Origin of the sequence: Streptomyces sp. NBC_00237 (genome assembly GCF_026342435.1) — a bacterium.
In the GTDB taxonomy this organism is placed as follows: domain Bacteria; phylum Actinomycetota; class Actinomycetes; order Streptomycetales; family Streptomycetaceae; genus Streptomyces.
Map to the genome: position 1 here is coordinate 94,259 of NZ_JAPEMT010000006.1, position 26,704 is coordinate 120,962.

General features: G+C 70.2%; 24 protein-coding genes and 1 tRNA gene. 12 read left to right on the forward strand and 13 right to left on the reverse strand.

The window, feature by feature from the left end:
* Positions 1 to 409 precede the first annotated feature (409 nt).
* The 3 genes from OG897_RS38640 to OG897_RS38650 all read right to left on the reverse strand — a co-directional run bounded on the left by OG897_RS38640 (position 410) and on the right by OG897_RS38650 (position 2,369).
* Positions 410 to 483: transfer RNA gene (locus tag OG897_RS38640), tRNA-Pro, on the reverse strand.
* Between the two features lie 30 nt (positions 484 to 513).
* The gene (locus tag OG897_RS38645) at positions 514 to 1,242 is read right to left on the reverse strand and encodes a Pr6Pr family membrane protein (protein WP_266664773.1); all 729 of its coding nucleotides are present in this window, start codon (positions 1,240 to 1,242) and stop codon (positions 514 to 516) included.
* Between the two features lie 191 nt (positions 1,243 to 1,433).
* Positions 1,434 to 2,369 (reverse strand): metallophosphoesterase, encoded by a 936-nt coding sequence (locus tag OG897_RS38650; RefSeq protein WP_266664775.1) that lies wholly within the window; start codon positions 2,367 to 2,369, stop codon positions 1,434 to 1,436.
* 89 nt (positions 2,370 to 2,458) lie between these two features.
* Here OG897_RS38650 and OG897_RS38655 point away from each other — a divergent pair, with 89 nt between their 5' ends.
* Positions 2,459 to 2,935, forward strand: coding sequence for a GatB/YqeY domain-containing protein (locus OG897_RS38655; RefSeq protein WP_266664776.1), 477 nt, complete (start codon positions 2,459 to 2,461; stop codon positions 2,933 to 2,935).
* A gap of 122 nt (positions 2,936 to 3,057) precedes the next feature.
* Here the strand turns inward: OG897_RS38655 and OG897_RS38660 are convergent, their stop codons facing one another.
* A complete protein-coding gene (locus OG897_RS38660) occupies positions 3,058 to 5,301 on the reverse strand; it encodes a transglycosylase domain-containing protein (RefSeq protein WP_266664777.1) in 2,244 nt (747 codons plus the stop codon).
* Between the two features lie 365 nt (positions 5,302 to 5,666).
* On the opposite strand from OG897_RS38660, the gene OG897_RS38665 reads away from it, so the two are divergent.
* A complete protein-coding gene (locus OG897_RS38665) occupies positions 5,667 to 6,014 on the forward strand; it encodes a WhiB family transcriptional regulator (RefSeq protein WP_266664779.1) in 348 nt (115 codons plus the stop codon).
* A 29-nt stretch (positions 6,015 to 6,043) separates the two neighbouring features.
* Positions 6,044 to 6,274 (forward strand): hypothetical protein, encoded by a 231-nt coding sequence (locus OG897_RS38670; protein ID WP_266664781.1) that lies wholly within the window; start codon positions 6,044 to 6,046, stop codon positions 6,272 to 6,274.
* A gap of 8 nt (positions 6,275 to 6,282) precedes the next feature.
* Here OG897_RS38670 and OG897_RS38675 read toward each other — a convergent pair whose 3' ends face one another.
* Positions 6,283 to 7,635 (reverse strand): ArsA family ATPase, encoded by a 1,353-nt coding sequence (locus OG897_RS38675; protein WP_266664783.1) that lies wholly within the window; start codon positions 7,633 to 7,635, stop codon positions 6,283 to 6,285.
* On the reverse strand, positions 7,632 to 8,630 hold the full coding sequence (locus tag OG897_RS38680; protein WP_266664785.1) for an ArsA-related P-loop ATPase: 999 nt from the start codon (positions 8,628 to 8,630) through the stop codon (positions 7,632 to 7,634). The genes OG897_RS38675 and OG897_RS38680 overlap by 4 nt, the downstream gene beginning before the upstream one ends.
* A gap of 127 nt (positions 8,631 to 8,757) precedes the next feature.
* On the opposite strand from OG897_RS38680, the gene OG897_RS38685 reads away from it, so the two are divergent.
* The 5 genes from OG897_RS38685 to OG897_RS38705 all read left to right on the forward strand — a co-directional run bounded on the left by OG897_RS38685 (position 8,758) and on the right by OG897_RS38705 (position 12,390).
* The gene (locus OG897_RS38685) at positions 8,758 to 8,922 is read left to right on the forward strand and encodes a DUF4177 domain-containing protein (protein WP_266664787.1); all 165 of its coding nucleotides are present in this window, start codon (positions 8,758 to 8,760) and stop codon (positions 8,920 to 8,922) included.
* Positions 8,919 to 9,386, forward strand: coding sequence for a RidA family protein (locus OG897_RS38690; protein ID WP_266664789.1), 468 nt, complete (start codon positions 8,919 to 8,921; stop codon positions 9,384 to 9,386). Before OG897_RS38685 ends, OG897_RS38690 begins: the two co-directional genes overlap by 4 nt.
* Before the next feature lie 106 nt (positions 9,387 to 9,492).
* Positions 9,493 to 10,401, forward strand: a complete 909-nt coding sequence (locus OG897_RS38695) for an NUDIX hydrolase (protein WP_266664791.1) — start codon at positions 9,493 to 9,495, stop codon at positions 10,399 to 10,401.
* Positions 10,398 to 11,228, forward strand: a complete 831-nt coding sequence (locus OG897_RS38700; protein WP_266664793.1) for an MBL fold metallo-hydrolase — start codon at positions 10,398 to 10,400, stop codon at positions 11,226 to 11,228. Before OG897_RS38695 ends, OG897_RS38700 begins: the two co-directional genes overlap by 4 nt.
* A gap of 283 nt (positions 11,229 to 11,511) precedes the next feature.
* A complete protein-coding gene (locus tag OG897_RS38705; protein WP_266664795.1) occupies positions 11,512 to 12,390 on the forward strand; it encodes a prohibitin family protein in 879 nt (292 codons plus the stop codon).
* A gap of 168 nt (positions 12,391 to 12,558) precedes the next feature.
* On the opposite strand, the gene OG897_RS38710 is transcribed toward OG897_RS38705, so the two are convergent.
* A complete protein-coding gene (locus OG897_RS38710; protein WP_185033934.1) occupies positions 12,559 to 13,233 on the reverse strand; it encodes a Crp/Fnr family transcriptional regulator in 675 nt (224 codons plus the stop codon).
* Between the two features lie 260 nt (positions 13,234 to 13,493).
* Between OG897_RS38710 and nth the strand changes: the two genes are divergently transcribed.
* The 4 genes from nth (at position 13,494) to OG897_RS38730 (ending at position 18,179) form a co-directional block, all read left to right on the forward strand.
* Positions 13,494 to 14,498, forward strand: a complete 1,005-nt coding sequence (gene nth / locus OG897_RS38715; RefSeq protein WP_266664798.1) for an endonuclease III — start codon at positions 13,494 to 13,496, stop codon at positions 14,496 to 14,498.
* A gap of 141 nt (positions 14,499 to 14,639) precedes the next feature.
* Complete coding sequence (locus tag OG897_RS38720) at positions 14,640 to 15,383, forward strand: CoA pyrophosphatase (RefSeq protein ID WP_266664800.1); 744 nt, start codon at positions 14,640 to 14,642, stop codon at positions 15,381 to 15,383.
* Positions 15,384 to 15,405: 22 nt separating this feature from the next.
* Positions 15,406 to 16,611, forward strand: a complete 1,206-nt coding sequence (locus OG897_RS38725) for a MarP family serine protease (RefSeq protein WP_266664802.1) — start codon at positions 15,406 to 15,408, stop codon at positions 16,609 to 16,611.
* Between the two features lie 113 nt (positions 16,612 to 16,724).
* Positions 16,725 to 18,179, forward strand: coding sequence for a 6-phospho-beta-glucosidase (locus OG897_RS38730; protein ID WP_266664804.1), 1,455 nt, complete (start codon positions 16,725 to 16,727; stop codon positions 18,177 to 18,179).
* Positions 18,180 to 18,256: 77 nt separating this feature from the next.
* Here the strand turns inward: OG897_RS38730 and OG897_RS38735 are convergent, their stop codons facing one another.
* From OG897_RS38735 to OG897_RS38760, 6 genes are all read right to left on the reverse strand, one after another.
* Positions 18,257 to 18,445 (reverse strand): hypothetical protein, encoded by a 189-nt coding sequence (locus OG897_RS38735; RefSeq protein WP_266664806.1) that lies wholly within the window; start codon positions 18,443 to 18,445, stop codon positions 18,257 to 18,259.
* Between the two features lie 140 nt (positions 18,446 to 18,585).
* Positions 18,586 to 19,560 (reverse strand): alpha/beta fold hydrolase, encoded by a 975-nt coding sequence (locus OG897_RS38740; RefSeq protein WP_266664808.1) that lies wholly within the window; start codon positions 19,558 to 19,560, stop codon positions 18,586 to 18,588.
* On the reverse strand, positions 19,557 to 20,036 hold the full coding sequence (locus tag OG897_RS38745) for a phage holin family protein (protein ID WP_266664809.1): 480 nt from the start codon (positions 20,034 to 20,036) through the stop codon (positions 19,557 to 19,559). The genes OG897_RS38740 and OG897_RS38745 overlap by 4 nt, the downstream gene beginning before the upstream one ends.
* A gap of 75 nt (positions 20,037 to 20,111) precedes the next feature.
* Positions 20,112 to 21,614: a Na+/H+ antiporter NhaA gene (gene nhaA, locus OG897_RS38750; RefSeq protein ID WP_266665041.1), complete on the reverse strand. Its 1,503-nt coding sequence runs from the start codon at positions 21,612 to 21,614 to the stop codon at positions 20,112 to 20,114.
* A gap of 197 nt (positions 21,615 to 21,811) precedes the next feature.
* Positions 21,812 to 23,782: an acetate--CoA ligase gene (gene acs, locus OG897_RS38755; protein ID WP_266664810.1), complete on the reverse strand. Its 1,971-nt coding sequence runs from the start codon at positions 23,780 to 23,782 to the stop codon at positions 21,812 to 21,814.
* A gap of 229 nt (positions 23,783 to 24,011) precedes the next feature.
* Entirely contained in the window at positions 24,012 to 26,453 is a 2,442-nt protein-coding gene (locus OG897_RS38760) for a bifunctional SulP family inorganic anion transporter/carbonic anhydrase (RefSeq protein ID WP_266664811.1), read from the reverse strand.
* Between the last annotated feature and the right edge of the window lie 251 nt (positions 26,454 to 26,704).

Genomic DNA, 26,704 nt, shown 5'->3' on the forward strand with positions numbered 1-26,704 from the left:
GGCCTCCTCGGTGGAAGCTGCAACTGGCAGGATCGCCATCCGGTAGTGACCCATCCGCGCAGCGTCAGGGTAGGTCACCAGTGTGACGCCGGGAGGCACGCCCCCGTGAGGTTGCCCCTTCTCGGCCGGTCTCCGTCGGAGCTCCGAAGAGGTATCGACGGGTGCTACCTCGATCCGCACCGTCCCCCCATGCGGCGCGGATCGACACCGTCGTGTTGTTCGGTTCCGGTCCCCACAGGGGAGGGACCGGGACCGAACAACGCGACGCGCGTGTGGGGCCCGGCCGCGCCTGCCCGGCGTGAGTGCGGCGGGCCTTCAGTTGCTCCCTCTCGCTCCCCAACGCCCCCGCAACGCACGTCAGGCCCGGTACTGATTTCTCAGTACCGGGCCTGACCTGGTATTTCAGCTGTCGGGGTGGCGGGATTTGAACCCACGACCTCTTCGTCCCGAACGAAGCGCGCTGCCAAGCTGCGCTACACCCCGATGTCCACCGCGTTGCCGTGGCGACATCGATTACTTTAGCCCACCCGCGCGCTCAGGCGAAATCCGGTTTCCGTGGCGTCGCAGGTCGGGGCGCACTCGGTCCAGGGCGACCAGGCCGATGGCCAGAGCGTAGAAGGCCAGGCCGAGGACCAGGGCGTTCATGGCGATGCCCGCGTAGCCGTGGGCGGTGACGTCCAGGAAGGGGTACGGGTAGCGGGCCGCGGCGTCGGGAGACAGGAGCGCGCCGCGGATCAGGGCGAAGGCGAAGTAGGCGGCCGGGTAGAGCAGCCACTGGGCGGCGTACCGGAAGAGGAGGCCGCCGGGGGCGGTCAGCAGGAACCAGTCCAGGGCCGCACCGATCGGTGTGACGGTGTGCAGGAGCTGGTTGGAGAGGGCGCGCCAGCCGCTGAGGGCGTCTCCGGTCATGGAGAAGCCGCTGGAGTCGTTGGCCAGGATCAGGTGGTAGACGAGGCCGGTGATGGCGATGAAGAGGAACGTTCCGCCGGTGATGCGGGGGGAGAGGGGCGGGCGGCCGGTCCAGGCGCGGTGCGCGGACCAGCCGAGGGCCAGCGCGAGCAGGGCGTTCGACTGGATCGTGAAGTAGATCGGGACCTGGAGCGGGTCGCCGACGGTCATGTCGATCACGATGCCGGTGACGGCGGCCGCGCAGAGCAGGGCGCGGAAGACGGCTGCGTACGGGCGGCGGCGGGGCGGCACGACGGCTGCTGCGGGCACGCCCGGGGGGAGCGGGGCGATCATGACTCTACGGTAGGGGAGTTCGTCCCGGTTTGGGATGGCGGGGTGGAGTGGAGGGGGCGGGCGGGGACTGGTACGGGGCGGGGGCTCCTCCCCGTACGGAGCCCCGGCCCGTGTACGTACGGATCCCCGGCCCGCCGTCCGTACGGATCCCCGGCCCGCCGTCCGTACGGAACTCCGACCCGTACGGCTCTTCAGACCTTCGGGGTCAGCGTCAGCAGGGTCGCCTCGGGCGGGCACGCGAAGCGGACCGGCGTGTAGCGGTTGGCGCCGCAGCCCGCCGAGACGTGGAGGTAGGAGCGGTGGCCGCCGGCGGTGTGGGTGGAGAGGCCCTTCACCCGGTCGGTGTCCAGGTCGCAGTTGGTGACCAGGGCCCCGTAGAAGGGGATGCAGACCTGGCCGCCGTGGGTGTGGCCGGCGAGGATCAGGGGGTAGGCGTCGGCGGTGAAGGCGTCCAGGGCGCGCAGGTACGGGGCGTGGACGACGGCGATCGAGAAGTCGGCGGTGGCGGAGGGGCCGCCCGCGACCTCCGCGTAGCGGTCACGCTTGATGTGCGGGTCGTCGACGCCCGTGAAGGCAAGGTCGAAGCCGTCGGCGGTGGGGAGCTTGAGATTGCCCCGGGTGTTGGTGAGGTTGAGCCAGCCGGCGGCGTCGAAGCCGTCGCGCAGCTCTTCCCAGGGGTTGTGCACGGCGCCCACCACGGGCGGGTTCCCGTTCAGGCCGTGCTTGCCCTGGACCTTTTCGAGCAGGTAGCGGGCGGGGTTGCGCGGCTTCGGGCCGTAGTAGTCGTTGGAGCCGAAGACGTACACGCCGGGGAATTCCATCAGCGGGCCGAGCGCGTCCAGGACCTCCGGCACGCCCTCCGGGTCGGAGAGGTTGTCGCCCGTGTTGACGACGAAGTCGGGGCGCAGCCCGGCCAGGGACTGGAGCCAGCGCTGCTTCTTGCGCTGGCCGCTCACCATGTGGATGTCCGAGACCTGGAGCATGCGCAGGGGCTTGGCGCCCGGTGGCAGTACGGGGACGGTCACCCGCCGGAGCCGGAAGGAGCGGGCCTCGAAACCGGCCGAGTAGGCGAGTCCGGCCGCGCCGACGGCCGTGATTGCCAGGGGTACTCCGTAACGTGCGCGCATGCCTCCCATCGTTGCAGATGGGGAAGGGACCGGACGCCGAGGCGGAAATCGGCGGGCGGCAAAGGCGTACGACCTGCCACACTTGCGTCATGACCACGCTCAAGTCCCAGCTCAAGTCGCAGTTGAAGGAAGACCTCACCGCCGCCATCCGGGCCCGCGACGAGCTCCGCTCCTCCACGCTCCGGCTCACCCTCGCCGCCGTGCAGGTCGAGGAGGTGTCGGGCAAGCAGGCCCGCGAGCTCTCCGACGCCGAGGTCGAGAAGGTGATCGCGAAGGAGGCGAAGAAGCGCCGCGAGGCCGCGGACGCCTTCGCGAAGGGCGGTCGTACCGAGTCGGCGGAGCGGGAGAAGGCCGAGGGCGAGATCCTCGCGACGTACCTGCCGCAGCAGCTGAGCGACGACGAGCTGAACGCGATCGTCGCCGCGGCCGTCGCCGAGGCGAAGGCCGCGGGGGCCGAGGGCCCGCGTGCCATGGGCGCCGTCATGAAGATCGTCAACCCGAAGGTCGCGGGCCGCGCCGACGGCGGCCGGGTCGCCGCCTCGGTGAAGGGCCTGCTGGCGGGCTGACGCGACGCTTCGTCGACGTATGAGTGAGGGCGCCAACCCGGCCGGGGTGGCGCCCTCATTCGTCACGCGTATCGCTGTCGGTTCACCGGTTCACCGGTTCACCGGATCCCGGGGGCACGGGTTTACGGAAAGCCGCCGCCGTCGAAGATGTCGCCCGGCCAGCCGCCGTCACCGTCACCGTCGCCGGGGTCCCGGCCCGGAGGCTTGTTGTCGCCGTTGCCGGGACGGTTCTTGTCACGGTCCTTGTTCTTGTCGTTCTTGTCGCGGCCCTTGTCCTTGTCCTTCTGGGGGTCCTTCTGCGGTTCCGGGATGTCGATGGTGTTGAAGCGCGGCGACTCCTTGCCGTCGAGCGCTCCGGACATCGCGTCCTTCCAGATGGGACCGGGGACCTGGCCGCCGAACACCTTGGCCTCGTACTTGCCGCCGATGGTGATGTTCTCCATCTTGATCCGCTGGGTGGGGCTGCCCACCCAGACGGCGCCGGAGAGGTTCGGCGTGTAGCCGACGAACCAGGCGTTCTTGCGCTCGTCGGTGGTACCGGTCTTGCCCGCGTTGTCACGGCCGCTCTGGAGACCGGCCTGCTGACCCGTACCGGAGTCGACCACTCCGCGCAGCAGCGTGTTGACGGTGTCCGCGGTCTGCTCGGCCATGGCCGCCGTGCACGTGGTTTTCGGGACCGGCAGCGATTTCTGGCCGGGGCCTGTGATCGACTCGATGGCGATCGGCGTGCAGTACGTGCCCCGGTTGGCGAAGGCCGCGTACGCGCTGGCCATCCGCAGCGGCGAGATGCCGTTGGAGCCGAGGGTCAGCGACGAGGGCTCCTCGGGGATCTTCTTGCCGTGGCCCTGGATCAGGCCGAGCCGCTCACTCATCTTGGAGACCGGGCACATCCCGATGTCTTCGAGCATCTGAACGAAGTACGTGTTGACGGACATGTTCATCGCTTCGCGGAGCGGGTACGGGCCGACCTCCTTCTCGTTCTCGTTCTCCAGCTTCTGGTTGCCGAGGTTCACCCACGGCTTGCCGCTGCACGTGGCGATCCGGGCCGGATAGGGCATCTGGTACGGGGACGGGTAGGTCTGCGTCGGCGGCCTGCCCTCTTCCAGCGCGGCCGCGGTCAGGAACGGCTTGAAGGTCGAGCCGGTCGGGAAGCCGAAGTTCGAGCCGCCCATGTTCTTGTCGACCGAGTAGTTGATCTGGGTCTCGTTGTTCCCGAAGCCGTACGGCTTGGACTGGCCCATCGCGAGGACCTTGCCGCTGCCGGGCTCCACCAGGGTGACGGCCGTGGCGACCTTGTCGCTCTTGTAGACGTGGTCCTTGATGGATGCCTGCGTGGACTTCTGGGCCTTCGGGTCCAGGGTGGTGCGTACCGTCAGGCCGCCCTGGTTCCAGACCTTGGCCCGGTCCTCCTTGGTCTTGCCGAAGACCGGGTCATTGAGGAAGATCTCGCGGACGTAGTCGCAGAAGAAGCCCGCGCCGCTGACGGCGGTGATGCAGCCGTTCTTGGGCTTGCTGACGTTCAGCTTCAGCGGAGCGGCCTTGGCGCGCGCCGCCTCGGCGGGGGAGATCTCGCGGATGTCGGCCATGCGCTGGAGCACGATGTTGCGGCGCTTGGTGGCCTCGGCCGAGTCGTTGACCGGGTCGTAACGGGTCGGCGACTGGACGAGCCCGGCCAGCAGCGCGGCCTCCTCCAGCTTCAGGTCCTTGGCGTGCTTGCTGAAGTACCGCTGGGACGCGGCCTCGACGCCGTACGCCTGCTGCCCGAAGAAGGTGATGTTGAGGTAGTTCTCCAGGATGCGCTTCTTGCCGAGTTCCTTCTCGACCTGGATCGCGTACTTCAGCTCGCGGATCTTGCGCCCGAGGGTCTGCTGGGTGGCCTGCGCGACCTTGTCCGGGTCGTCGCCCGCCTCCTCGACGAAGACGTTCTTCACGTACTGCTGCGTCAGGGTCGAGGCGCCCTGTGCGGCACCGCCCGCCTGCACGTTGCGGTTGAGGGCACGCAGGATGCCCTTCATGTCGACCGCGCCGTGCTCGTAGTAGCGGTTGTCCTCGATCGCGACGATCGCCTTCTGCATGTACGGCGAGATGTCCTTGAGCTCGACCACCGTGCGGTCGCGCGAGAACACCGTAGCGATCTTGCCGCCCTGGCTGTCGAGGATCGTGGTGCGCTGGCTGAGCGGGGGGCGCTTGAGGTTCGCCGGGATGGTGTCGAATCCCTCGACCGTCCCCTTGGCCGCGAGACCGAGCGCGCCGGCCGCGGGCAGGGCGATGCCGGCCAGCACGGCTCCGGAGAGCACGCTGACACCGAGGAACTTGGCGGCCTGCTGGGTCCGCGTGAGACCCCCGCCCGAGCGCGTTTTTGCCATGAGGAGCAGCCTACGTTCTCAATCGCCGGACATACGTAAAGGCTCTGGCCTAAGCTGCTCTCAGCTGTCACACCAGTGCGGTTCCGTATCACGTCGGCGGGGCCGGACCGAGTAGTCCGCGAGGTCGGCCCCGAGACCCCCTCGACCCCGCTGAACTGTCCCGTTTCTCCGGGTAGATGACGTATGTCCCCAGGTCACTCCCCTGGGTGATCTGCCGCATACGCATAGTCCGTTCGGGCCATCCAAGATTGGGCCCGAAGGGGGTGTTGCGCTGTGCCCACCTTCCGTAACGTCCTCAACTGGCAGCGGTGAATATGCCGCTGCCGCCGTGGGGGAGCCTCGATTCGGGAGAGGACGGCGCCGGGATGGGCTGGGTAACCGACTGGAGTGCGCAGGCAGCCTGCCGCACTACCGATCCGGATGAACTGTTCGTACAAGGAGCGGCGCAGAACCGGGCGAAGGCGGTGTGCACCGGATGTCCGGTGCGTACCGAGTGCCTGGCGGACGCGCTGGACAATCGCGTCGAGTTCGGCGTGTGGGGTGGGATGACGGAGCGGGAACGCCGTGCGCTGCTGCGCAGGCGTCCGACGGTCACCTCGTGGCGCAGGCTCTTGGAGACCGCGCGCACGGAGTACGAGCGCAGTGCGGGAATCCTGCCCGCGGTGCTCGAAGAGGACGAGGTCTACGAGGAGGCGTACGCCGCGGTGGGCTAGGCCGGACGTGGTGGGCTAGGCCAATCGGGGTGACGTCCATCGGGGTGACACCGATGGTGGTGTCGCCGATCGTGGCGAAGTCGATGGTGGCGAAGTCGATGGTGGCTGCACCGAAGGTGGCGGCGCACAGGGCGACGGACCGGACGGGGATGTCCGGAACGGCCGCCGGTCGTTCACCGACGGCTCGGTTCGTCAACGGCCCCGTCGCCGACGGCACTGGCGCCGATGGGCCCGTCATCGATGGCCAGTACTCGTCCTGACCGTCGCGTCACTGGTGGCTCAGGCGCTCACCGATGGTCCGCAGGCCGGCCAGATCGTGCACGTCCCCGGGCAGGGCGGCGACTTCGGTCACTGCCACCTCGGGGTGGAGTGCGGTGAAGCGGTCGCGCGTTCGCTGTTCACGCGCGAGCACCTGCATGCGTTCGGCATGCAGACGCAGCAGGCCCGCAGTCAACTGCGCGACGCCGTCCTCGACTTCGGCCCCCGGGTCGTGGTCGTCTTCGGCACGGCTGTCTTGGGCGCGAGCGTCTTCGGCGTGGGCGTCTTCGTCGCCGGGGCCTTCGGCAGTGCGGGATGTCTCGGATGTCTCGGGAGAGGCGGCCGTGGAGCCACGAGGACCAGCATTCCCGTCCCTCTGATCCACAATGCCGTCCCGCCCAAGATTTTCCGCGGCGGCGAGCGCCCGCTCGGCGGACAGCTGGGGGGCTCCGCTGCCGTGCACCCGGTTGAGTACGAGACCGGCCAGCGGCATGTCCTCCGCCGCCAGCCGCTCCACGAAGTACGCCGCCTCGCGCAGCGCGTCCCGCTCCGGGGCGGCGACCACCAGGAACGCCGTCCCGGGTGCCTGGAGCAGCCGGTACGTGGCGTCCGCGCGCGTCCGGAACCCGCCGAACATCGTGTCCATCGCCGCCACGAACGTCTGCACGTCGCGCAGCAGTTGACCGCCCATCAGTTTGCTGAGCGTGCCCGTCATCATCGACATGCCGACGTTGAGGAACTTCATCCCGGCCCGGCCGCCCACCTTCGCGGGAGCCATCAGCACCCGGATGAACTTCCCGTCCAGGAACGACCCCAGCCGCTTCGGCGCGTCCAGGAAGTCCAGCGCGGACCGGCTCGGCGGCGTGTCCACGACGATCAGGTCCCACTCGTCCCGCGAGCGGAGCTGCCCGAGCTTCTCCATCGCCATGTACTCCTGCGTACCGGCGAACCCGGCCGACAGGGACTGGTAGAAGGGGTTGTCCAGGATGGCGCGGGCCCGGTCCGCGTCCGTGTGCGCCTCGACGATCTCGTCGAAGGTCCGCTTCATGTCGAGCATCATGGCGTGCAGTTCACCGCCGGCGCTCTCGTCGATGCCCTTCACCCGGCGCGGCACGTTGTCGAGCGAGTCGATGCCCATCGACTGGGCGAGCCTGCGCGCGGGGTCGATGGTCAGCACCACCGCCCGCCGCCCGCGCTCCGCCGCCCGCACCCCCAGCGCCGCCGCGGTGGTCGTCTTCCCGACGCCGCCCGACCCGCAGCACACGATGATGCGGGTCGCCGGATCGTCCAGCAGCGGATCGACGTCCAGCGCGGGCGCCGCGTCCAGCCCCGTACCCCGTGCCCGGTGCTCCTGTGCGCTCATGCCGCTCCCCCTGCCCGGTCCGTCCCGAGGTGGGTACGGAGTGCCGCCGCCAGCCGGTACAGCCCGGCCAGGTCCAACCCCTCGCCCAGCAGGGGGAGTTCGTACGTCCGAAGGCCGATCCCGGCCAGTGCCGCCCGCTGCTCCCGCTCCAGCTCCACCCGCTGCGCGTGCTCCGCCGCCTGTTCCAGGAGCGGGCCCACCAGCCGCTCGGCGTCCCCGCCGTGCCGCGCGCCGCCCAAGCCCGCCCGGGACAGCGCCTGTGCCACCGCCGCCCGCTGCTCGCCCGCCGCCGAACGCAGGGACTCCTCGTCCACCAGCTGCGGCCGGACCATGTTGACGAGCACCTTGCCCACGGGCAGCTCCGCGGCCCGCAGCTCGGCCACGCCGTCCGCGGTCTCCTGGACCGGCATCTCCTCAAGGAGCGTGACGAAGTGGACTGCCGTCTCAGGCGACTTGAGGACCCGCATCACGGCCTGCGCCTGGTTGTATATCGGCCCGAACTTCGCGAGTCCCGCGACCTCGTCGTTCACGTTGAGGAACTTGGTGATGCGGCCGGTGGGCGGCGCGTCCATCACCACGTAGTCGTAGACGTACGCGTTCTTCTTGTCCCGGCGCCGGACCGCCTCGCATGCCTTGCCGGTCAGCAGGACGTCCCGCAGTCCCGGCGCGATGGTCGTCGCGAAGTCGATCGCGCCGAGCTTCTTCAGGGCCTTCCCGGCGCTTCCCAGCTTGTAGAACATCTGGAGGTAGTCCAGAAGCGCGCGTTCGGCGTCGATCGCGAGGGCGTACACCTCCCCGCCGCCCGACGCGACAGCGATCTTGCGCTCCTCGTACGGAAGGGCTTCCGTCTCGAAGAGCTGCGCGATGCCCTGTCTACCCTCGACCTCCACCAGGAGGGTGCGTTTGCCCTCGGTGGCGAGGGCGAGCGCGAGTGCTGCGGCGACCGTGGTCTTGCCGGTACCGCCCTTGCCGCTGACGACCTGGAGCCTGCTCACGCCTTCGAGCCTAACCAGTCGTCCCGCAGCCCAATCAGGAGGCCGTCCTTCCCGTGCCTTCCTCCGTGTCTTCCTGTGCGCCTTCCCGTGCGTTCGCACCGACTTTCCACCGGCTAGAGTCGGCCGCATGAGTACAAAGTGGGAGTACGCGACTGTCCCCCTCCTCGTCCACGCGACGAAGCAGATCCTGGACACCTGGGGCGAGGACGGCTGGGAGCTCGTCCAGGTCGTGCCGGGTCCGAACAACCCCGAGCAGCTGGTGGCCTACCTCAAGCGGGAGAAGTCCGCATGAGCGCGGTCGAGGAGAAGATCGTCTCGCTCGGCCTGACCCTGCCCGAGGTCGTCCCGCCGATCGCCGCGTACCAGCCGGCCGTGCAGTCCGGCGTGTACGTGTTCACCGCGGGCCAGCTCCCGATGGTGGACGGCGCCCTGCCGGTCACCGGCAAGGTCGGCGCGGAGGTCACCGCCGAGGAGGCCAAGGACCTGGCGCGGATCTGCGCGCTGAACGCCCTGGCCGCGGTCAAGTCCGTCGCCGGTGACCTGGACCGCATCGCGCGCGTCGTGAAGGTCGTCGGTTTCGTGGCCTCGGCCACCGACTTCACCGGCCAGCCCGGTGTCATCAACGGCGCGAGCGAGCTGCTCGGCGAGGTCCTCGGCGACAAGGGCGTGCACGCCCGCAGTGCCGTCGGCGTGACCGTCCTGCCGTTGGACGCCCCGGTCGAGGTCGAGATCCAGGTGGAGCTCACCGAGGCGTGAGCCGCCCCGGGCGCCCGGTGCCGGTTCGTGTGAACTCCCGGTCACAGGTGGGTGCTGGCTACAACTGCCTCTCGAACATCGAGGCGGTTGGCCGTAGCATCCGGCCATGTCCCATGGTCAGTGGTACCCGCCCGAATGGCCCGACCGGATTCGCGCATTGGCGAACGGTGAGCTCACCGTCGCGGCCCCGAAGCGGGCCGCGACCGTGCTGCTCCTGAGCGACGGCACCGCCGCCGACCGGGACGGACTCTCCGTCCACATGCTGCGCAGACGCGCCTCCATGGCATTCGCCGGAGGCGCGTACGCGTATCCGGGCGGCGGCGTCGACCCCCGGGACGACGACTCGCAGGTGCGCTGGGCGGGCCCGGCCCTGCCGGAGTGGGCCGAGCGGCTGGGCCTGGCCGACGACCTGGGCGGGGCGCAGGCGGTGGTCTGCGCGGCGGTCCGGGAGACCTTCGAGGAGGCGGGCGTCCTCCTCGCAGGGCCCACCGAGGACACCGTGGTGGGCGACACCACCGGCGAGGACTGGGAGGCCGACCGGCAGGCCCTGGTGGCCCGGGAGCTGGGCTTCGCCGAGTTCCTCGACCGACGCGAACTCGTACTGCGCTCCGACCTGCTGGGTGCGTGGGCGCGCTGGATCACCCCGGAGTTCGAACCCAGGCGGTACGACACCTGGTTCTTCGTGGCCGCGCTGCCCGACGGGCAGCGGACCCGCAACGCCTCCACGGAGGCGGACCGCACCGTGTGGATCGCCCCGGCTCAGGCGGCCGCCGGTTACGACCGGGGGGAGTTGCTGATGATGCCGCCCACCATCTCCACGCTGCGGCAGCTCCAGCCGTACCGGACGGCGGCAGAGGTCCTGGCGGGCGCACCCGACCAGGACATGGCCCCCGTACTCGCCCAGGCCCGCCTCGCCGACGGCGAGCTGGTGCTGAGCTGGCCGGGCCACGATGAGTTCACCAAGCGCATCCCGGCCGGGGCCGGGCGGGCCGACGCCGAGGGAGGCACCCGGTGACGGACGCAGCGGCCCTGCCGGGGCAGCCGAGGGGCGGAGTCCTCTCCGGGCCCGCCACCGCACGCGCGGTCAACGTCCTGGCACCGAACCCCTCCGCGATGACGCTGGACGGCACGAACACGTGGATCGTGTCCGAGCCCGACTCCGACCTGGCCGTCGTCGTGGACCCGGGTCCCTTGGACGACGTACACCTGCAGGCGGTGATCGGCACGGCGGAGAAGGCGGGCAAGCGGGTGGCGCTGACCCTGCTGACGCACGGGCACCCGGACCACGCGGAGGGCGCCGCGCGGTTCGCGGAGCTGACCCGGACCTCCGTACGGGCGCTGGACCCCGCGCTGCGGCTCGGGGACGAGGGGCTGGGCGCCGGTGATGTGATCACCACCGGCGGAGTCGAGCTGCGGGTGGTGCCCACGCCGGGGCACACCGCCGACTCTCTCTGCTTCCATCTGCCCGCCGATCAGGCCGTGTTGACGGGGGACACGGTCCTGGGGCGCGGCACGACGATGGTGGCGCACCCGGACGGGCGGCTCGGGGACTACCTCGACTCGCTGCGGCGGCTGCGGTCGCTGACGGTGGACGACGGGGTGCGGCTCGTCCTGCCGGGGCACGGGCCCGTGCTCGACGACGCCCAGGGCGCGATCGAGTTCTACCTGGCGCACCGGGCGAGTCGGCTGGCGCAGGTGGAGACGGCCGTGGAGAACGGGCACGTGAGTGCGTCCGACGTGGTGGCGCATGTCTACGCGGACGTGGACCGGTCCCTGTGGCCCGCGGCCGAGCTCTCGGTGCGGGCGCAGCTGGCGTATCTGCGCGAGCACGGGCTCATCTGACCGGAACTACCGCTTCTTCCCTGTGCAGTTCACAAGCTGCGAAGGCTCGACGACCTCGGTCTGTACAGGCTGAACGGCCGGGACGACCACAGGGTTCCCGGTCGGTCCCGCGACTTTTCGCGTGCCGTCGCCACGCTCAGCGCCGGCCCGTATCCCTCGCTCCGGGCGGGCCCGCCTGGCGGGGCGCGGTCAATTCCGCCGCGCCAGTCATGTCCATGCCTTACGCTCCGCCTACATCGGGCCGACCGAGGCATGATGACCGCTGTTCCTGGGGGGAACCACTGTGTTTGTGCTGTCCATCCTGCTCGTACTCGCCGCCGTGGTGCTCTACCTCGTGGGCCGTTCGCAGGACACTCGCGGGCTGAAACTCGGTGCGGTCGGCGCACTGCTGGCCGGACTGATCGCGGGAGCTTCCAGCTGTCTGTACGTGATGAGCGCCTACGAGGTCGGAGTGCCGGTCACCTTCGGCAAGGTCGGCGGGCCGATGCTGTCCGGGATGCACCTGCGCTCGCCCTTCACGACCGTCACGTCCTTCTCCACCCGCCCCGTCGACCTCAACCTGTCCGACAAGGACGTCGTGGAGGTCCGTTCCTCGCAGGGCGGCGTCATGGAGGTCGAGCTGACCGTGAAGTGGGCGGTGACCCCGGACAAGGTCGTGGAGCTCTACCGCCTCGCGGGCAGTGAGGAGTCCGTACAGACGCGTCTGGTGCAGCCGGACAGCCGGGAGATCATCCGCAACGTGTTCGCCCGGCACACGAGCGAACAGGGCTATTCCTCGGCCCGCGAGAAGATCAACGCCGAGATCGGCGGTCTCATCAAGGAGCGGCTCGCCCCGCGCGGGATCGCCGTCGCCGCCGTCAACCTGCGCAACGTGAAGCCCTCGGCGCAGCTCCAGGGGCAGATCGACCGCAAGATCCAGCAGCAGCAGTCCACCGAGCGGGCCGAGGAGGCGACCAAGACGGCCACCGCCGAGGCCAAGCGCCGCAAGATCGAGGCCGAGGGCATCGCCCAGGCCAACCGCATCCTGAACGACTCGCTCAGCGACAAGGTGCTCGCGAACCAGTGCATCGAGGCGTACAAGGAGGCGGCGCAGAAGCACCCGGTGTACGCGGTCCCGTGCGGTTCCGGCAGCAAGACGCCGGTGATCGTGGGCAAGGACTGAGGTACGACCGGGGCACGCCTGAGGTACCCGTCGTGAGCGAGGGCTGAGACGCCCGGACACGGCTTCGGGCCGCACCCTCCAGGAGGGTGCGGCCCGAAGCCGTACAGAGGCGTCAGCCGAAGCCGTACGACAGTGGCGACCGACGCCGACCGACGCCGAGCGACAGCGTCAGCGCGAGCGCTTCGCCAGCCGCTCCACGTCCAGCAGGATCACGGCCCGCGCCTCCAGGCGCAGCCAGCCCCGGCCCGCGAAGTCCGCGAGTGCCTTGTTGACCGTCTCGCGGGACGCGCCGACCAGCTGGGCCAGCTCCTCCTGCGTCAGGTCGTGCACGACGTGGATGCCCTCCTCGGACTGCACGCCGAAGCGGCGCGACAGGTCCAGGAGCGCACGGGCCACGCGGCCGGGCACGTCGGAGAAGACCAGGTCGGACATCTGGTCGTTGGTCTTGCGCAGCCGTCGGGCCACGGCGCGCAGCAGCGCGGTCGCGACCTCCGGGCGTACGTTCAGCCAGGGCTGGAGGTCGCCGTGGCCGAGGCCCAGCAGCTTGACCTCGGTCAGCGCCGTCGAGGTGGCGGTGCGCGGGCCCGGGTCGAACAGCGAGAGTTCGCCGATCAACTCACCGGGGCCGAGGACGGCCAGCATGTTCTCCCGGCCGTCGGGGGAGGTGCGGTGAAGCTTCACCTTGCCCTCGGTCACCACATAGAGGCGGTCACCGGGGTCGCCCTCGTGGAACAGGGCGTCACCGCGTGCGAGGGTCACCTCGCTCATGGAGGCGCGCAGCTCCGCGGCCTGCTCGTCATCGAGCGCCGCGAAGAGCGGGGCGCGCCGCAGAACGTCGTCCACGTGTTCTCTCCTTGTCGACCTGCTCAGGGGACCTGGGTCCCCATGATGCCGGACGGTAAAACAGTGCGATCAATCACTTCAATCACCAAGGATGACTTACAACCGGGCCGGGTCGTGCTTCAGGGGGCTGATTGGGTACGCATTGGGCTGTGGCCAAGGCGGATGTCAGTGGCTGCGCCTAGGCTGGCCGGGTGTCCAACAAGCCGGTGAGAGCGCAGGTCAAGGGGGCCGGACAGGTGACAGCAGGGCAAAATTCCGCCGTGGGCGAACAGGCTGCGGCGAGGTCGCGAACAGCCGCCAAATCGGTACGGGCGACCCCGGCCGGGACGGCTGCGGCCGAGAAGCCGCCGGTCAAGAGCGCGGCGAAGAAGGCAGTCGCCAAGAAGCCGACGGCCAAGAAGGCAACGACGAAGACCGTGGCCAAGAAGAGCGCGCCCACGACGAGCGCGCCCACGAAGCCCACACCCACGAAGCAGGCCAAGCCGGAGTCGCACCTGGCGATGGTCCGCCGCGCCCGCAAGATCAACCGAGAGCTGGCCGAGGTATACCCGTACGCCCACCCCGAGCTCGACTTCGAGAACCCCTTCCAGCTGCTGGTCGCCACGGTCCTCTCCGCCCAGACCACTGACCTGCGCGTCAACCAGACCACCCCCGCCCTCTTCGACGCCTACCCGACGCCCGAGGACATGGCCGCGGCGGTGCCCGAGGAGCTGGAGGAGATCATCCGGCCCACGGGCTTCTTCCGGGCCAAGGCGCGGTCCCTGATGGGCCTCTCCACGGCGCTGCGGGACAACTTCGGCGGCGAGGTGCCCGGCCGTATCGAGGACCTGGTCACCCTGCCCGGCGTCGGCCGCAAGACCGCCAACGTCGTCCTCGGCAACTACTTCGGCGTGCCCGGAATCACCGTCGACACCCACTTCGGACGCCTGGTGCGACGCTGGAAGTGGACCGACGAGGAGGACCCGGTGAAGGTAGAGGCGGTGGTCGCCGAGATCTTCCCGAAGAGCGAGTGGACGATGCTCTCGCACCGCGTCGTCTTCCACGGCCGCCGGATCTGCCACTCCCGCAAGCCCGCCTGCGGCGCCTGCCCGATCGCCTCGCTCTGTCCGTCGTACGGCGAGGGCGAGACGGACCCGGAGAAGGCCGAGAAGCTGCTCAAGTACGAGAAGGGCGGCTATCCGGGACAGCGGCTGAAGCCCCCGCAGTCCTACCTGGACGCGGGCGGGAAGCCCGCCCCGCCGATGGGTGCGGCCACGGTGGGCTAGGCGAGGCGAGGCGCGGCGAAGGTCACGGCCAAGGCCACGGCCGGAAAGTGACCTTCGCCGGTCCCCGGATTGAGGGAACGACAGCTGAATGCGGAACGATCGTGACGGGGGCGGACGTTGGGAGAGCACGGGGGTGTGGCGATGACAAGGACGAGTGCTGCGGGAGCCGCCAGTGAGGCGGACGAGGCGGACGAGGACGGGGTGCCGACGGCGGCCGACGGGGTCGTCGTCAGCGACCGGGGGCTGCCCGACTGGCTCGATCCGGTGGCGGGCGTGGCCCGCAGCGTCCGGCCCGAGCAGCTGAGCCGGTTCCTGCCGCCGGAGAGCGGCAGCGGCCGCCAGTCCGCCGTCCTGGTGCTCTTCGGCGAGGGACCGAGGGGGCCCGAGCTGCTCCTGATGGAGCGGGCGAGCAGCCTCCGCTCGCATGCCGGGCAGATCTCCTTCCCCGGGGGCGCCCTCGACCCCGAGGACGGCGACCCGGAGACCACGGGACCGCTCCGGGCCGCCCTCAGGGAGGCCGAGGAGGAGACCGGACTCGACCCGTCCGGTGTCCAGGTCTTCGGAGTGCTGCCGCGTCTCTACATCCCCGTCAGCAGCTTCGTGGTGACCCCGGTGCTGGGCTGGTGGCGCGAGCCGAGCCCGGTCGGCGCCGTCGACCAGGGCGAGACCGCGCGGGTCTTCACCGTCCCGGTGGCCCATCTCACCGACCCGGCGACCCGGGCCACCAGCGTGCACCCGCGCGGCCACCGAGGTCCGGCCTTCCTGCTGGACGCCGGGCTGCTGTGGGGGTTCACTGCCGGGGTGGTCGACAAGGTCCTGCACTACGCGGGCTGGGAGCGGCCCTGGGACCGCTCTCGCGAGGTCCCGCTCGACTGGCACGCATGACGGACATGACAGGGTGGCGGGCGTGAACGTCCTGGACATTGTGTTGCTGGTCGCGGCCGTGTGGTTCGCGGTCATCGGGTACCGCCAGGGATTCGTCGTCGGCGTGCTGTCGGTGATCGGGTTCCTCGGCGGCGGTCTTGTCGCGGTCTATCTGCTGCCGGTCATCTGGGGGTGGTTCGACGAGGGCTCCTCCCTCGGCGACTCCACCACCGGAATCCTGGTGGCGGTCGTGATCGTGATCGTCTGCGCCTCCGTGGGGCAGGCATTCACCACGCACCTGGGCAACAAGCTCCGCAGACACATCACCTGGTCGCCCGCCCGCGCCCTGGACGCGACCGGCGGCGCGCTGGTCAACGTCGTGGCGATGCTGCTGGTGGCCTGGCTGATCGGCTCCGCCCTCGCGGGCTCCTCGCTGCCCACGCTCGGCAAGGAGGTGCGCAGCTCGAAGGTGCTGCTCGGGGTGGACCGGGTGGTGCCGGGCGAGGCCAGCACCTGGTTCGAGGACTTCAGTTCCGTCCTTGCGCAGAATGGTTTCCCGCAGGTCTTCAGCCCGTTCTCGAACGAGCCGATCACCGAGGTCCTGCCCCCCGACCCGAAGCTCGCGAACAGCCCGGTCGCGGCCCGCGCCAAGAAGTCCATCGTCAAGGTCGTCGGTACGGCTCCCAGCTGCGGCAAGGTCCTGGAGGGCACCGGTTTCGTGTACTCCGAGCGCCGCGTCATGACGAACGCCCACGTGGTGGGGGGCGTCAGCGAGCCGACCGTACAGATCGGCGGCGAGGGCAAGCTGTACGACGCGAAGGTCGTCCTCTACGACTGGAAGCGCGACATCGCCGTCCTCGACGTCCCCGCCCTGCGTGCCAAGCCCCTCGAATTCATCGGCAAGGACGCCCGCAGCGGCGACAGCGCGATCGTCGCGGGCTTCCCGGAGAACGGCGCCTACGACGTCCGCTCGGCCCGCGTCCGCGGCCGCATCAACGCCAAGGGCCCCGACATCTACCACCGCGACACGGTCCGCCGCGACGTCTACTCGCTGTACGCGACCGTCCGCCAGGGCAACTCCGGCGGCCCGCTGCTGACCCCCGAGGGCAAGGTGTACGGCGTCGTCTTCGCCAAGTCCCTGGACGACCCGGAGACGGGGTACGCGCTGACCGCCGACGAGATCCGCGACGACATCAAGCAGGGCCGCACGGCCAACCAGCAGGTGGACAGCCAGGGCTGCGCGCTCTGAGCGGGCTCGGCCCGTGCGTGCGGCGTACGCCCCGAAAGGCACGCCCCGAAGGCACGACCCGAAGGCACGACCCGAAGGCACGATCCGAAAGGCACCACCCGAAAGGCACGAGCATGCGTCTGACGATCCTGGGCGGCGGCGGCTTCCGCGTCCCGCTGGTGTACGGAGCGCTGCTGCGCGACCGCGCCGAGGGCCGCGTCACCCACGTCACCCTGTACGACCCGGCCCCTGACCGGCTGGCCGCCATCGCCCGGGTGCTGAGCGACCAGGCGGCCCGCGCCCGCGCCGAGGGCGTCCCCGTCGCCCCCGCCGCCCCCGAGGTCTCGGTCACCACCGACCTCGACGAGGCGCTGCGCGGTGCCGACTTCGTCTTCTCCGCGATCCGGGTCGGCGGACTCGAAGGCCGGGCCGCCGACGAACGGGTCGCCCTGGCCGAGGGCGTGCTCGGCCAGGAGACCGTCGGCGCGGGCGGCATCGCGTACGGACTGCGGACCGTCCCCGTGGCCGTCGACATCGCCCAGCGGGTGGCCCGGCTGGCCCCCGACGCCTGGGTCATCAACTTCACCAACCCGGCGGGCCTGGTCACCGAGGCCATGTCCCGCCACCTCGGCGACCGCGTCATCGGCATCTGCGACTCCCCGGTGGGCCTCGCCCGCCGCGTCGCGCGGACCCTCGGCGTCGCCGACCCCGCCTCGGCGCGCATCGACTACGTCGGGCTCAACCACCTGGGCTGGCTGCGCGGTCTGTACGTCGACGACCGTGACGTACTGCCGGAGCTCTTCGCCGACGACGAGCGGCTGACGTCCTTCGAGGAGGGCAGGCTCTTCGGCGCGGACTGGCTGCGCTCGCTGGGCTCCGTCCCCAACGAGTACCTGCACTACTACTACTTCAACCGCGAGGCGGTCACCGCCTACCAGCAGGCGAAGCAGACCCGCGGCGCCTTCCTCCGCGACCAGCAGGCGCGCTTCTACGAGGCTCTGGCGGGCGGAGCGGGCCAGCAGTGGGAGCAGGGTGCCGCCTGGGACGCCTGGGACCGTACGAGGGTCGAGCGCGAGGCCACGTACATGGCCGAGAACCGGGAGGCGGCGGGTGCGGGCGAGCGCGCCGCCGACGACCTGGAGTCCGGCGGGTACGAGTACGTGGCGCTGGCCCTGATGCGGGCCATCGCGCGCGACGAACGCACCACGCTGATCCTCAACGTCCGCAACGGCAAGGGCACCCATCCTGCGGCCAGCCCCGACAGCCCCGACAGCCCCGACAGCCCCGACGGCAGCAGCGTCCTCGACGTCCTCGACGAGGCAGCCGTGGTCGAAGCCCCGTGCCTGGTCGACGCGACCGGTGCCCACCCCCTGGCGGTCTCGCAGCTCACCGGGCACGAGGCGGGCCTGGTGGCCGCCGTGAAGGCCGTGGAGAGGTGTGTGCTGGCCGCAGGGGAGAGCGGGTCGCGGCGGGAGGCGGTCAAGGCGTTCGCCCTGCACCCGCTCGTCGACTCGGTCCAGGTGGCGCGCAGGCTGCTGGAGGGCTACCGGGGCGCACACCCGGGACTCGACTACCTCAGGAAGGACTGACGCGAAGGCAAGGACTGACGCGAAGGCGTCGGTCCTTCCGGGGCGTCAGACGCCAAGGCACTGGTCCGGCCGGGGCGTCAGCTCCGTTGGTGCCTCAGCCGCGCCGACACCCACCGGGCGCGACGCCGGAGGATACGGGGGATGCCGATCGCCGTGCCGGGGTGTTGAAGGCCCTCATGGTGGGGGCGTCCCCTCTCGTAGGCGATCGGCGTCGTCGCCGAGCGGCGGTTGCGTGCTGCGTCACCGTAGTCGTGCGTCCAGCCCATACCTCGACGTCTGCCCGGCACCCAAGGTCGATAATCGCCTGACGGTCCGCCAATTGGCGTATGCGGGGGGCATTTGGCAGTTCGTAGGACAAGTGTTCCGCCGGAGGGGCGGAAGGGCGTTTTCGCTGCCGCCGGTGGTCCTACCGGTCGGGCTCGGGGTCCTTCAGCCAGTTGACCAGTTCCGTCGAGAAGGCGGCCGGGTCCTCCTCGTGCGGGAAGTGGCCCAGGCCGTCGAACAGCCGCCACCGGTAGGGCGCGTCGACGTACTCGCCGGAGCCCGCGGCGCTGCGGGTGCGCATCACCGGGTCGAGCGAGCCGTGCAGATGCAGCGTCGGCACCTGTACGGGAGCCTTCATCCGCCGGTTGAACTGGAGGCCGTCGGGCCGGGCCATCGACCGCACCATCCACCGGTAGGGCTCGATGGAGCAGTGCGCCGTGGAGGGGATCTGGATCGCCCGCCGGTAGGTGTCGACAGCCTCGTCGTCCGGCTGCCGGGGCCCCGACCAGTCCCGGATCAGGCGGCCCGTCAGCGCCGCGTCGTCCGCGACGAGCTGACGCTCAGGAACCCACGGCCGCTGGAAGCCCCAGACGTACGATCCCGCCTTCGACTGCGCGAAGTCCGACAGCATCGCGGAGCGCCAGCGTCTCGGGTGCGGCATCGACGAGACGACCAGTCGGCGCACCAGCTTGGGCCGCATCGCCGCAGCCGTCCACGCCAGGTACCCGCCCAGGTCGTGCCCGACGAGGGCCGCGTCCGGCTCGCCCAGGGACCGTACGACGCCCGTGATGTCGAGCGCGAGGTTGGCCGGGTCGTAACCACGGGGCGTACGGTCGCTGCCGCCCACCCCGCGCAGGTCCATCGCCACCGCCCGGTACCCGGCGTCGGCGAGCGCCGTCAGCTGATGCCGCCAGGTCCACCAGAACTGCGGGAACCCGTGCAGCAGCAGGACCAGCGGCCCTTCCCCCAGCTCCGCGATGTGGAAGCGCGCGCCGTTGGCCGCCACGTCCCGGTGCGTCCACGGACCGTCGAGGCGTACGACGGACGCGGCGGAGGCCGGTGCTGCGGCGGGCGAGGCGGGCGTACCGGAGGAGCCGTTGGTATCAAGGGCTGTCATACGGACGAGCGTGCCACAGCGGACGTGTTGTCCTGCACCTGACGGGGGTGCGGCTTCGCGTTTCCGAGGACGGCGGCGGTCTCCTTGGCGGACGCTGCGGCCTTCTGCGGCCCCCGGCCCTTCTTGGCCTTCTTCGCGAAGACCACGCCGATCAGGGCGAGCAGGCCCGCGACCAGTACGTTCGCCGCGAAGGACAGGAGGAAGCACCAGGCGAGGTTCCAGTCGCTCCAGGTGTGGATGCCGTACGCCAGCGCGAAGCTCAGCATCGGCAGGGAGAAGATCAGCACCGCACCGGCCGCGCCGAACGCACCGCCGCCGACCGCCCCGCGCTTCACGTCCTGCTTGAGCTGGATCTTCGCCAGCGCGATCTCGTCGTGCATGAGCGCCGACATCTCGGTGGTCGCCGTGGCGACCAACTGGCCGAGGCTGCGCTCGGCGCTCTCGACGCCGTGGACGTTGCGCGCGGGGTCGCTCATCGCTTACTCCCTCTTTTGTTCAAGCTCTGCGAGTTTCCGTCAATCGTCGGATCACTCGTCGGATCTGAAGTCAGATCATGCCGGACCGCTGCTGTCGTCGCGCGCCGCCCCCGGCACTTCCGCGTTGTTGTCGGCAGCGGATTTCCCGGTGCCGTTGTTGCCGCTACCCGCACACTGCTCGGCCAGCCGTCGGTGTTCCGCCGCCTTCGCCTCGAAGATGTCGGCCATCCGCAGGTGGTAGTCGGGCTTGCCCACCTCGTAGACGTCCGGGATCCCGTCCATGTCCTCGTCGCGCTCTTCCTCGTCGTAGAGCGCACGGTACTTACGGACGCGCAGTTTCAGCAGTACGCCGGACAGGATTGCCGCGATCAGCGAGCCGATGAGGACCGCCGCCTTGACCTCGTCGGCCAGTTCCGGGTCGTCGCTGAAGGCGAGTTCACCGATCAGCAGCGAGACGGTGAAGCCGATCCCGGCCAGCGAGGCGACCGCGAAGACGTCCGGCCAGGCCAGGTCCTCGTTGAGTTCCGCCTTGGTGAAGCGGGCCGCCAGCCAGGTGCCGCCGAAGATGCCGAGGGCCTTGCCGACCACCAGACCGAGCACCACACCGAGCGTCTCCGGCTGGGTGAAGACGTCGGCGAGCGCGCCGCCGGACACCGAGACACCCGCCGAGAACAGGGCGAACAGCGGCACCGCGAGCCCCGCCGAGATCGGCCGCACCAGATGCTCGATGTGCTCGCCCGGCGAGTGCTCCTCGCCCTCGCGCCGGGAGCAGCGCAGCATCAGGCCCATGGCGACACCGGCGATGGTGGCGTGGACACCGCTGTTGTACATCAGGCCCCAGATGACCAGGGCGAGCGGCACGTACACGTACCAGCCGCGCACGTCGGCGCGCAGCAGCAGCCAGAAGACGACCAGGCCGACGACGGCTCCGCCGAGCGCCGCGAAGTTGATGTCGCTGGTGAAGAAGACCGCGATGATCAGGATCGCGAAGAGGTCGTCGACGACGGCCAGGGTCAGCAGGAAGGCCCGCAGCGCGGACGGCAGCGAGGTGCCGATCACCGCGAGGACCGCGAGCGCGAACGCGATGTCGGTGGCGGTCGGGACGGCCCAGCCGCCGGTGTCGCCGTCGCCGATGACGTTGACGAGTACGTAGACGAGGGCCGGGACCGCCATGCCGCAGAGGGCCGCGATCACGGGGAGGGCGGCGGCCTTGGGGTCGCGCAGTTCGCCCGCGACGAGTTCGCGCTTGAGCTCGATGCCCGCGACGAAGAAGAAGATGGCCAGCAGGCCGTCGGCCGCCCAGTGCTGGACGGACAGGTCGAGGCCGAGGAAGCCGGGTCCGAAGTGCAGCCCGCGGAACGCCTCGTAACCGGAACCGAAGGTGTTCGCCCAGATCAGCGCCGCGACGGCGGCTATGAGGAGCAGGACGCCGCCGACCGTCTCGGTGCGGAGCGCGTTGGCGACGTAACGCCGCTCGGGGAGCGGGAGCCGTCCGAGGAACTTGCTCCTGGTGGGCGTGGGGTCAGTGGGCGCGGCCACGGGTGAATACCTCCGGTCGGTGGGCAGCATGAAGCACATTGCCGACCAGACTTCCCGGCGCACCTGTTGAGTTTTGACGCGTTCCTGACGCGACGGTCAACTCTACCCGTGGTGCGCAAGGGCGTATCCGGCGATCTTCACCTTACGAGCGAAACGGGCACCCGGCGCGGGGAGCGCGGGGTGCCCGTGGGCCGTTCAGGGGATCAGCGGAGGGGGAGGGGGAGGGGGAGGGGGATTCAGTCCTCGCTGCCCGCCGAGTCCGGCAGCTTCGTCTGGATCAGGCCCATCACGGAGGCGTCGGTGAGCGTCGAGACGTCGCCCAGCTCCCGGCCCTCGGCGATGTCGCGCAGCAGCCGGCGCATGATCTTGCCGGAGCGCGTCTTCGGCAGCTCCGCCACCGGCAGGATGCGCTTGGGCTTGGCGATCGGGCCGAGCGTCGAACCGACGTGGTTGCGCAGGTCCGCGACGAGCGAGTCCGTCTCGGACGCCGTACCGCGCAGGATCACGAACGCCACGATCGCCTGACCGGTCGTCTCGTCCGCGGCGCCGACCACGGCCGCCTCGGCGACCGACGGGTGCGAGACGAGCGCGGACTCGACCTCGGTGGTGGAGATGTTGTGACCGGACACCAGCATCACGTCGTCGACGCGGCCGAGCAGCCAGATGTCGCCGTCGTCGTCCTTCTTCGCGCCGTCACCGGCGAAGTACTTGCCCTCGAAGCGCGACCAGTACGTGTCGATGAAGCGCTGGTCGTCGCCCCAGATCGTGCGGAGCATCGACGGCCACGGCTCGGTGAGGACGAGGTAGCCGCCCCCGCCGTTCGGCACCTCGTGGGCCTCGTCGTCGACGACGGTCGCGGAGATGCCCGGCAGCGCGCGCTGCGCCGAACCCGGCTTCGTCTCGGTGACGCCCGGCAGCGGCGAGATCATCATCGCGCCGGTCTCGGTCTGCCACCAGGTGTCGACGATCGGGCACCGGTCGCCGCCGATGTGCTTGCGGTACCAGATCCACGCCTCGGGGTTGATCGGCTCGCCGACCGATCCGAGGACGCGCAGCGACGAAAGGTCGAACTTCGCGGGGATGTCGTCGCCCCACTTCATGAACGTGCGGATCGCGGTCGGCGCGGTGTAGAGGATCGTCACGCCGTACTTCTGCACGATCTCCCAGAAGCGCCCCTGGTGCGGGCTGTCCGGCGTGCCCTCGTACATGACCTGCGTCGCGCCGTTCGCCAGCGGCCCGTACACGATGTACGAGTGCCCGGTCACCCAGCCGATGTCGGCCGTGCACCAGTAGACGTCGGTCTCCGGCTTGAGGTCGAAGACCGCCTGGTGGGTGTACGCCGCCTGGGTGAGGTAGCCGCCGGAGGTGTGCAGGATGCCCTTGGGCTTACCCGTCGTGCCCGAGGTGTAGAGGATGAAGAGCGGGTGCTCGGCCTCGAACGCCTCGGGGGTGTGCTCGGCCGACTGACGGCCGACGATGTCGTGCCACCACACGTCGCGGGTCTCGTCCCACGCCGTTTCCTGCTTCGTGCGCCGGACGACCAGTACGTGCTCGACCGTGGGGCACTTGGCGACGGCCTCGTCGATCGCGGGCTTCAGCGCGGACGGCTTGCCGCGCCGGTAGCCGCCGTCGGAGGTGATGACGAGCTTCGCGTCGGCGTCCTGGATGCGGGAGGCGACGGCGTCGGCGGAGAAGCCGCCGAAGACCACCGAGTGCGCGGCGCCGACGCGGGCGCAGGCCAGCATCGCGATGGCGGCCTCGGGGATCATCGGGAGGTAGACGGCGACGCGATCGCCCTTGCGTACGCCCAGCTCGGCGAGGGCGTTCGCGGCACGCGACACCTCGTCCTTGAGCTCCGCATACGTAATGGCGCGGCTGTCGCCCGGCTCGCCCTCGAAGTGGATGGCGACGCGGTCGCCGTTGCCCGCCTCGACGTGGCGGTCCACGCAGTTGTACGCGACGTTGAGTTCGCCGTCCGCGAACCACTTCGCGAAGGGCGGGTTCGACCAGTCGAGCGTCTCGGTGGGCTCGGTGGCCCAGCTGAGGCGGCGTGCCTGCTCGGCCCAGAAGCCGAGTCGGTCGGCCTTGGCCTGTTCGTACGCCTCCGCCGTGACGTTGGCGTTGGCGGCCAGCTCGGCAGGAGGAGCGAATCGGCGCTCTTCCTTCAGCAGATTGGCCAAGCTCTCGTTGCTCACGACATCTCCCATTCCCAGGGCGTCCGATGTGTCCCGGGGCCTAGCTCATCAGTCCGAAGCCCAGGTGACAAGAGCCATCCGAGAATTGGTTTAGACCTGTGGACTGGTGTGGCGCCGGTACGGCCCCCTCCGCGGGCGTGCGGAGGGGGCCGTACGGTCTCACGTACGCGAACCCCGAAAGGTTCAGGCTGCACCTGTCAGGCGCCGAGGTCTGCCGACTCCGCCGCCGAGGCATTCCGGTTCAGGCGCTGAGGTCCTCCAACTCGGAGTGTGCCGACGGCGTCACGCGGTCGAAGACCTCGATGGTCTCTCCGACGCGTGCCCCGTCGACCAGCAGATATGCCTGCGCCTCAGCCACGTGGAAGTACATCCCGTGCAGCTCCAGCGTCCCCTCGGCGAGCCTGCGCTTCACCGATTCGTGCTGCCGCAGGTGTTCCAGTTGCTGCACCACATTGGTCAGGCACAACTGCTCCACCACGTCGGTGGGCAGCCTCCCGGAGATCCGTGCCCAGGAGTGGTGCCTGCTCCTCATCCGCTTCAGGCTCGGCGCGCCGTGCCGCAGCCAGCGTCGCAGCGGGGTGCTCGCCACGTCCTCGGCGGGCCCGTTCAGCAGGGCCTGCATCGCCCCGCATCCCGAGTGCCCGCAGATGGTGATCGACTCGACCTTCAGTACGTCCACGGCGTACTCGATGGCCGCGGCGACGGAGTCGTCCCCGCTCTCCGAACCCGCGGGCGGAACCAGGTTCCCCACGTTCCGCACGGTGAAGAGGTCGCCCGGACCACTGGACGTGATCATGCTGGTGACCAGGCGGGAGTCCGCGCAGGTGAGGAAGAGCTGCGAGGGGCTCTGGCCTTCGCGGGCGAGACGGGCCAGCTCGTCGCGGACCAGCGGCGCGGTGTTGCGCTGGAACGCGCTCAGCCCGCTGGCCAGTTGACGCGTGCCGGTCGGCCGGACGGCTGCCTCGCTCGGGCTCGCCGCCGACTGCTCGACGCGGGGGGCGTGTTCGTCGCAGTGGTGGTTGCGCCAGGGCGTCCAGGGGCGGCAGCAAGTGTGTGCGGCGCTGGTCACGGGACCGGCGAGCCGGATGCCCGAACGACCGGTGACCTCGACTTTTCCGCCCTGCGCGACATGGCCGTCCTGCCAGGTCTGCAAGGTCTCGTACGCCGCGTGGTCCATGAAGGAGCCGTCCAGCTCGACCACCGTGTGCGTCCCCTGCGGAATCTGGCCGAGCGTCCGGGTCAGCCGGGGTACGGCCAGGAACGTCAACTGGCCGCGGGCCCGGACGTGATGGACGCCGTCGGGGGTCGTCTCGGTGACGATGCGGGTCTTGGCCAGCCGGTGCATGGCGACCGCGACCGCGACCGCGATCCCGAGGGCCACGCCCTCCAGGACGCCGAGCACGACGACACCGGCGACCGTGGTGACGTACACCAGGAATTCGCGGTGCCTGTGGACGTTGCGGATGTGCGCGAAACTCACCATCTGGATGCCGACCATCATCACCAGGGCGGCCAGTGCCGCCAACGGAATCCACTCCAGTACGCCGACCAGCAGCGCGCAGGCGCCCAGCACCCACACTCCGTGCAGCACGGTGGACGCCCGGCTGACCGCGCCCGTCCGGACGTTGGCGGTGCTGCGGACGGCACCGCCGGAGATCGGCAGCCCGCCGAGCAGTCCGGACAGCATGTTGGAGATGCCCTGGCCACGCAGCTCGCGGTCCAGGTCGGAACGCGGTACGCGTCCCTGCGGTCGCTCGGCGGCCAGCTTGTCCACGGCGACCGCGGACAGCAGTGACTCCAGGCTCGCCACCAGCGTCACCGTCAGCACCGCCGCGATCAGTCCCAGCACCGGGCCCTCGGGCATCTGGGGCAACGCGTGCGTGCTCCAGGAGGGCAGGTCGACCCGGGCGATCGAAGGGGCCGCCGCAGCGGCGACCGCGGTGGCGATCGCGACGGAGGCCAGGGCGGCAGGGATCTTGCGCAGGGTTCTTCCCGTACGTCCGGGAAGGCGTGGCCAGAGGATCAGTACGGCGATGGTGAGCCCGCCGATCAGTGGCGCGGCCGGGCCCAGGTTCGCCAACTGCTCCGGCAGGGCGAGGGCGTTGGCCGTGGCGGAGCTCTCGGGGGAGCCGCCGAGCACGATGTGCAGTTGGGCGAGTGCGATGGCGACGCCGATTCCCGCGAGGGTGCCGTGCACGATGGCGGGGCTCACGGCCAGGGCGCTGCGCGCCGCCCTGAGCGAGCCCAGCAGGATCTGTACGAATCCGGCACAGATGACGATGCCGCAGGTCGTGCGCCAGCCGTAGCGGTGGATCAACTCGGCGGTCACGACGGTCAGTCCGGCGGATGGGCCGCTGACCAGGAGGGGGGAGCCGCCGAGCAGCCCGGCGACGATGCCTCCGACGGCGGCGCCGATCAGGCCCGCGGCCAGGGGCGCGTCGATGGCGACGGCCAGGCCCAGCGACATGGGCACGGCGATCAGGAACACGGTGATCGAGGCGGCGAGGTCACCACCGGCGATCTTGAAGCGGGCCCGGTGGGGCTTTCCGCCGTTCGCGCTGCCGCTGTCACCGCTGTTGTCGACGTCACCGTCGCCGGACGGCGGGCTGTGCGGGCGGTTGAAGCGTGAGGCTCGGGTGGTGCGAGAGGTGTGTTCGGGGCGAGTGGGTACGCAAGCAGACATTGCTCTTGTCTCCTCCGGGGCAGCTCGGTCGCGGAACTGAGGTGTCGCGGCCGTGGGTCACGGCGTGCAGCGGGGGACTCTTAAAACTCTCGGTAAACGAATCGTAATCCAGAGTAAAGAGATGCGGGGTGGTTTGCGAGCAAATGGGCTATTCCTTCACCCGAATTAGTGAATAAGCATTTCGGGCGGCTTGTCGCAACTACCGGCGTGTGGGTGCATGCGAGGTTTGCCGCGCCGTTTCGGCCGACTCG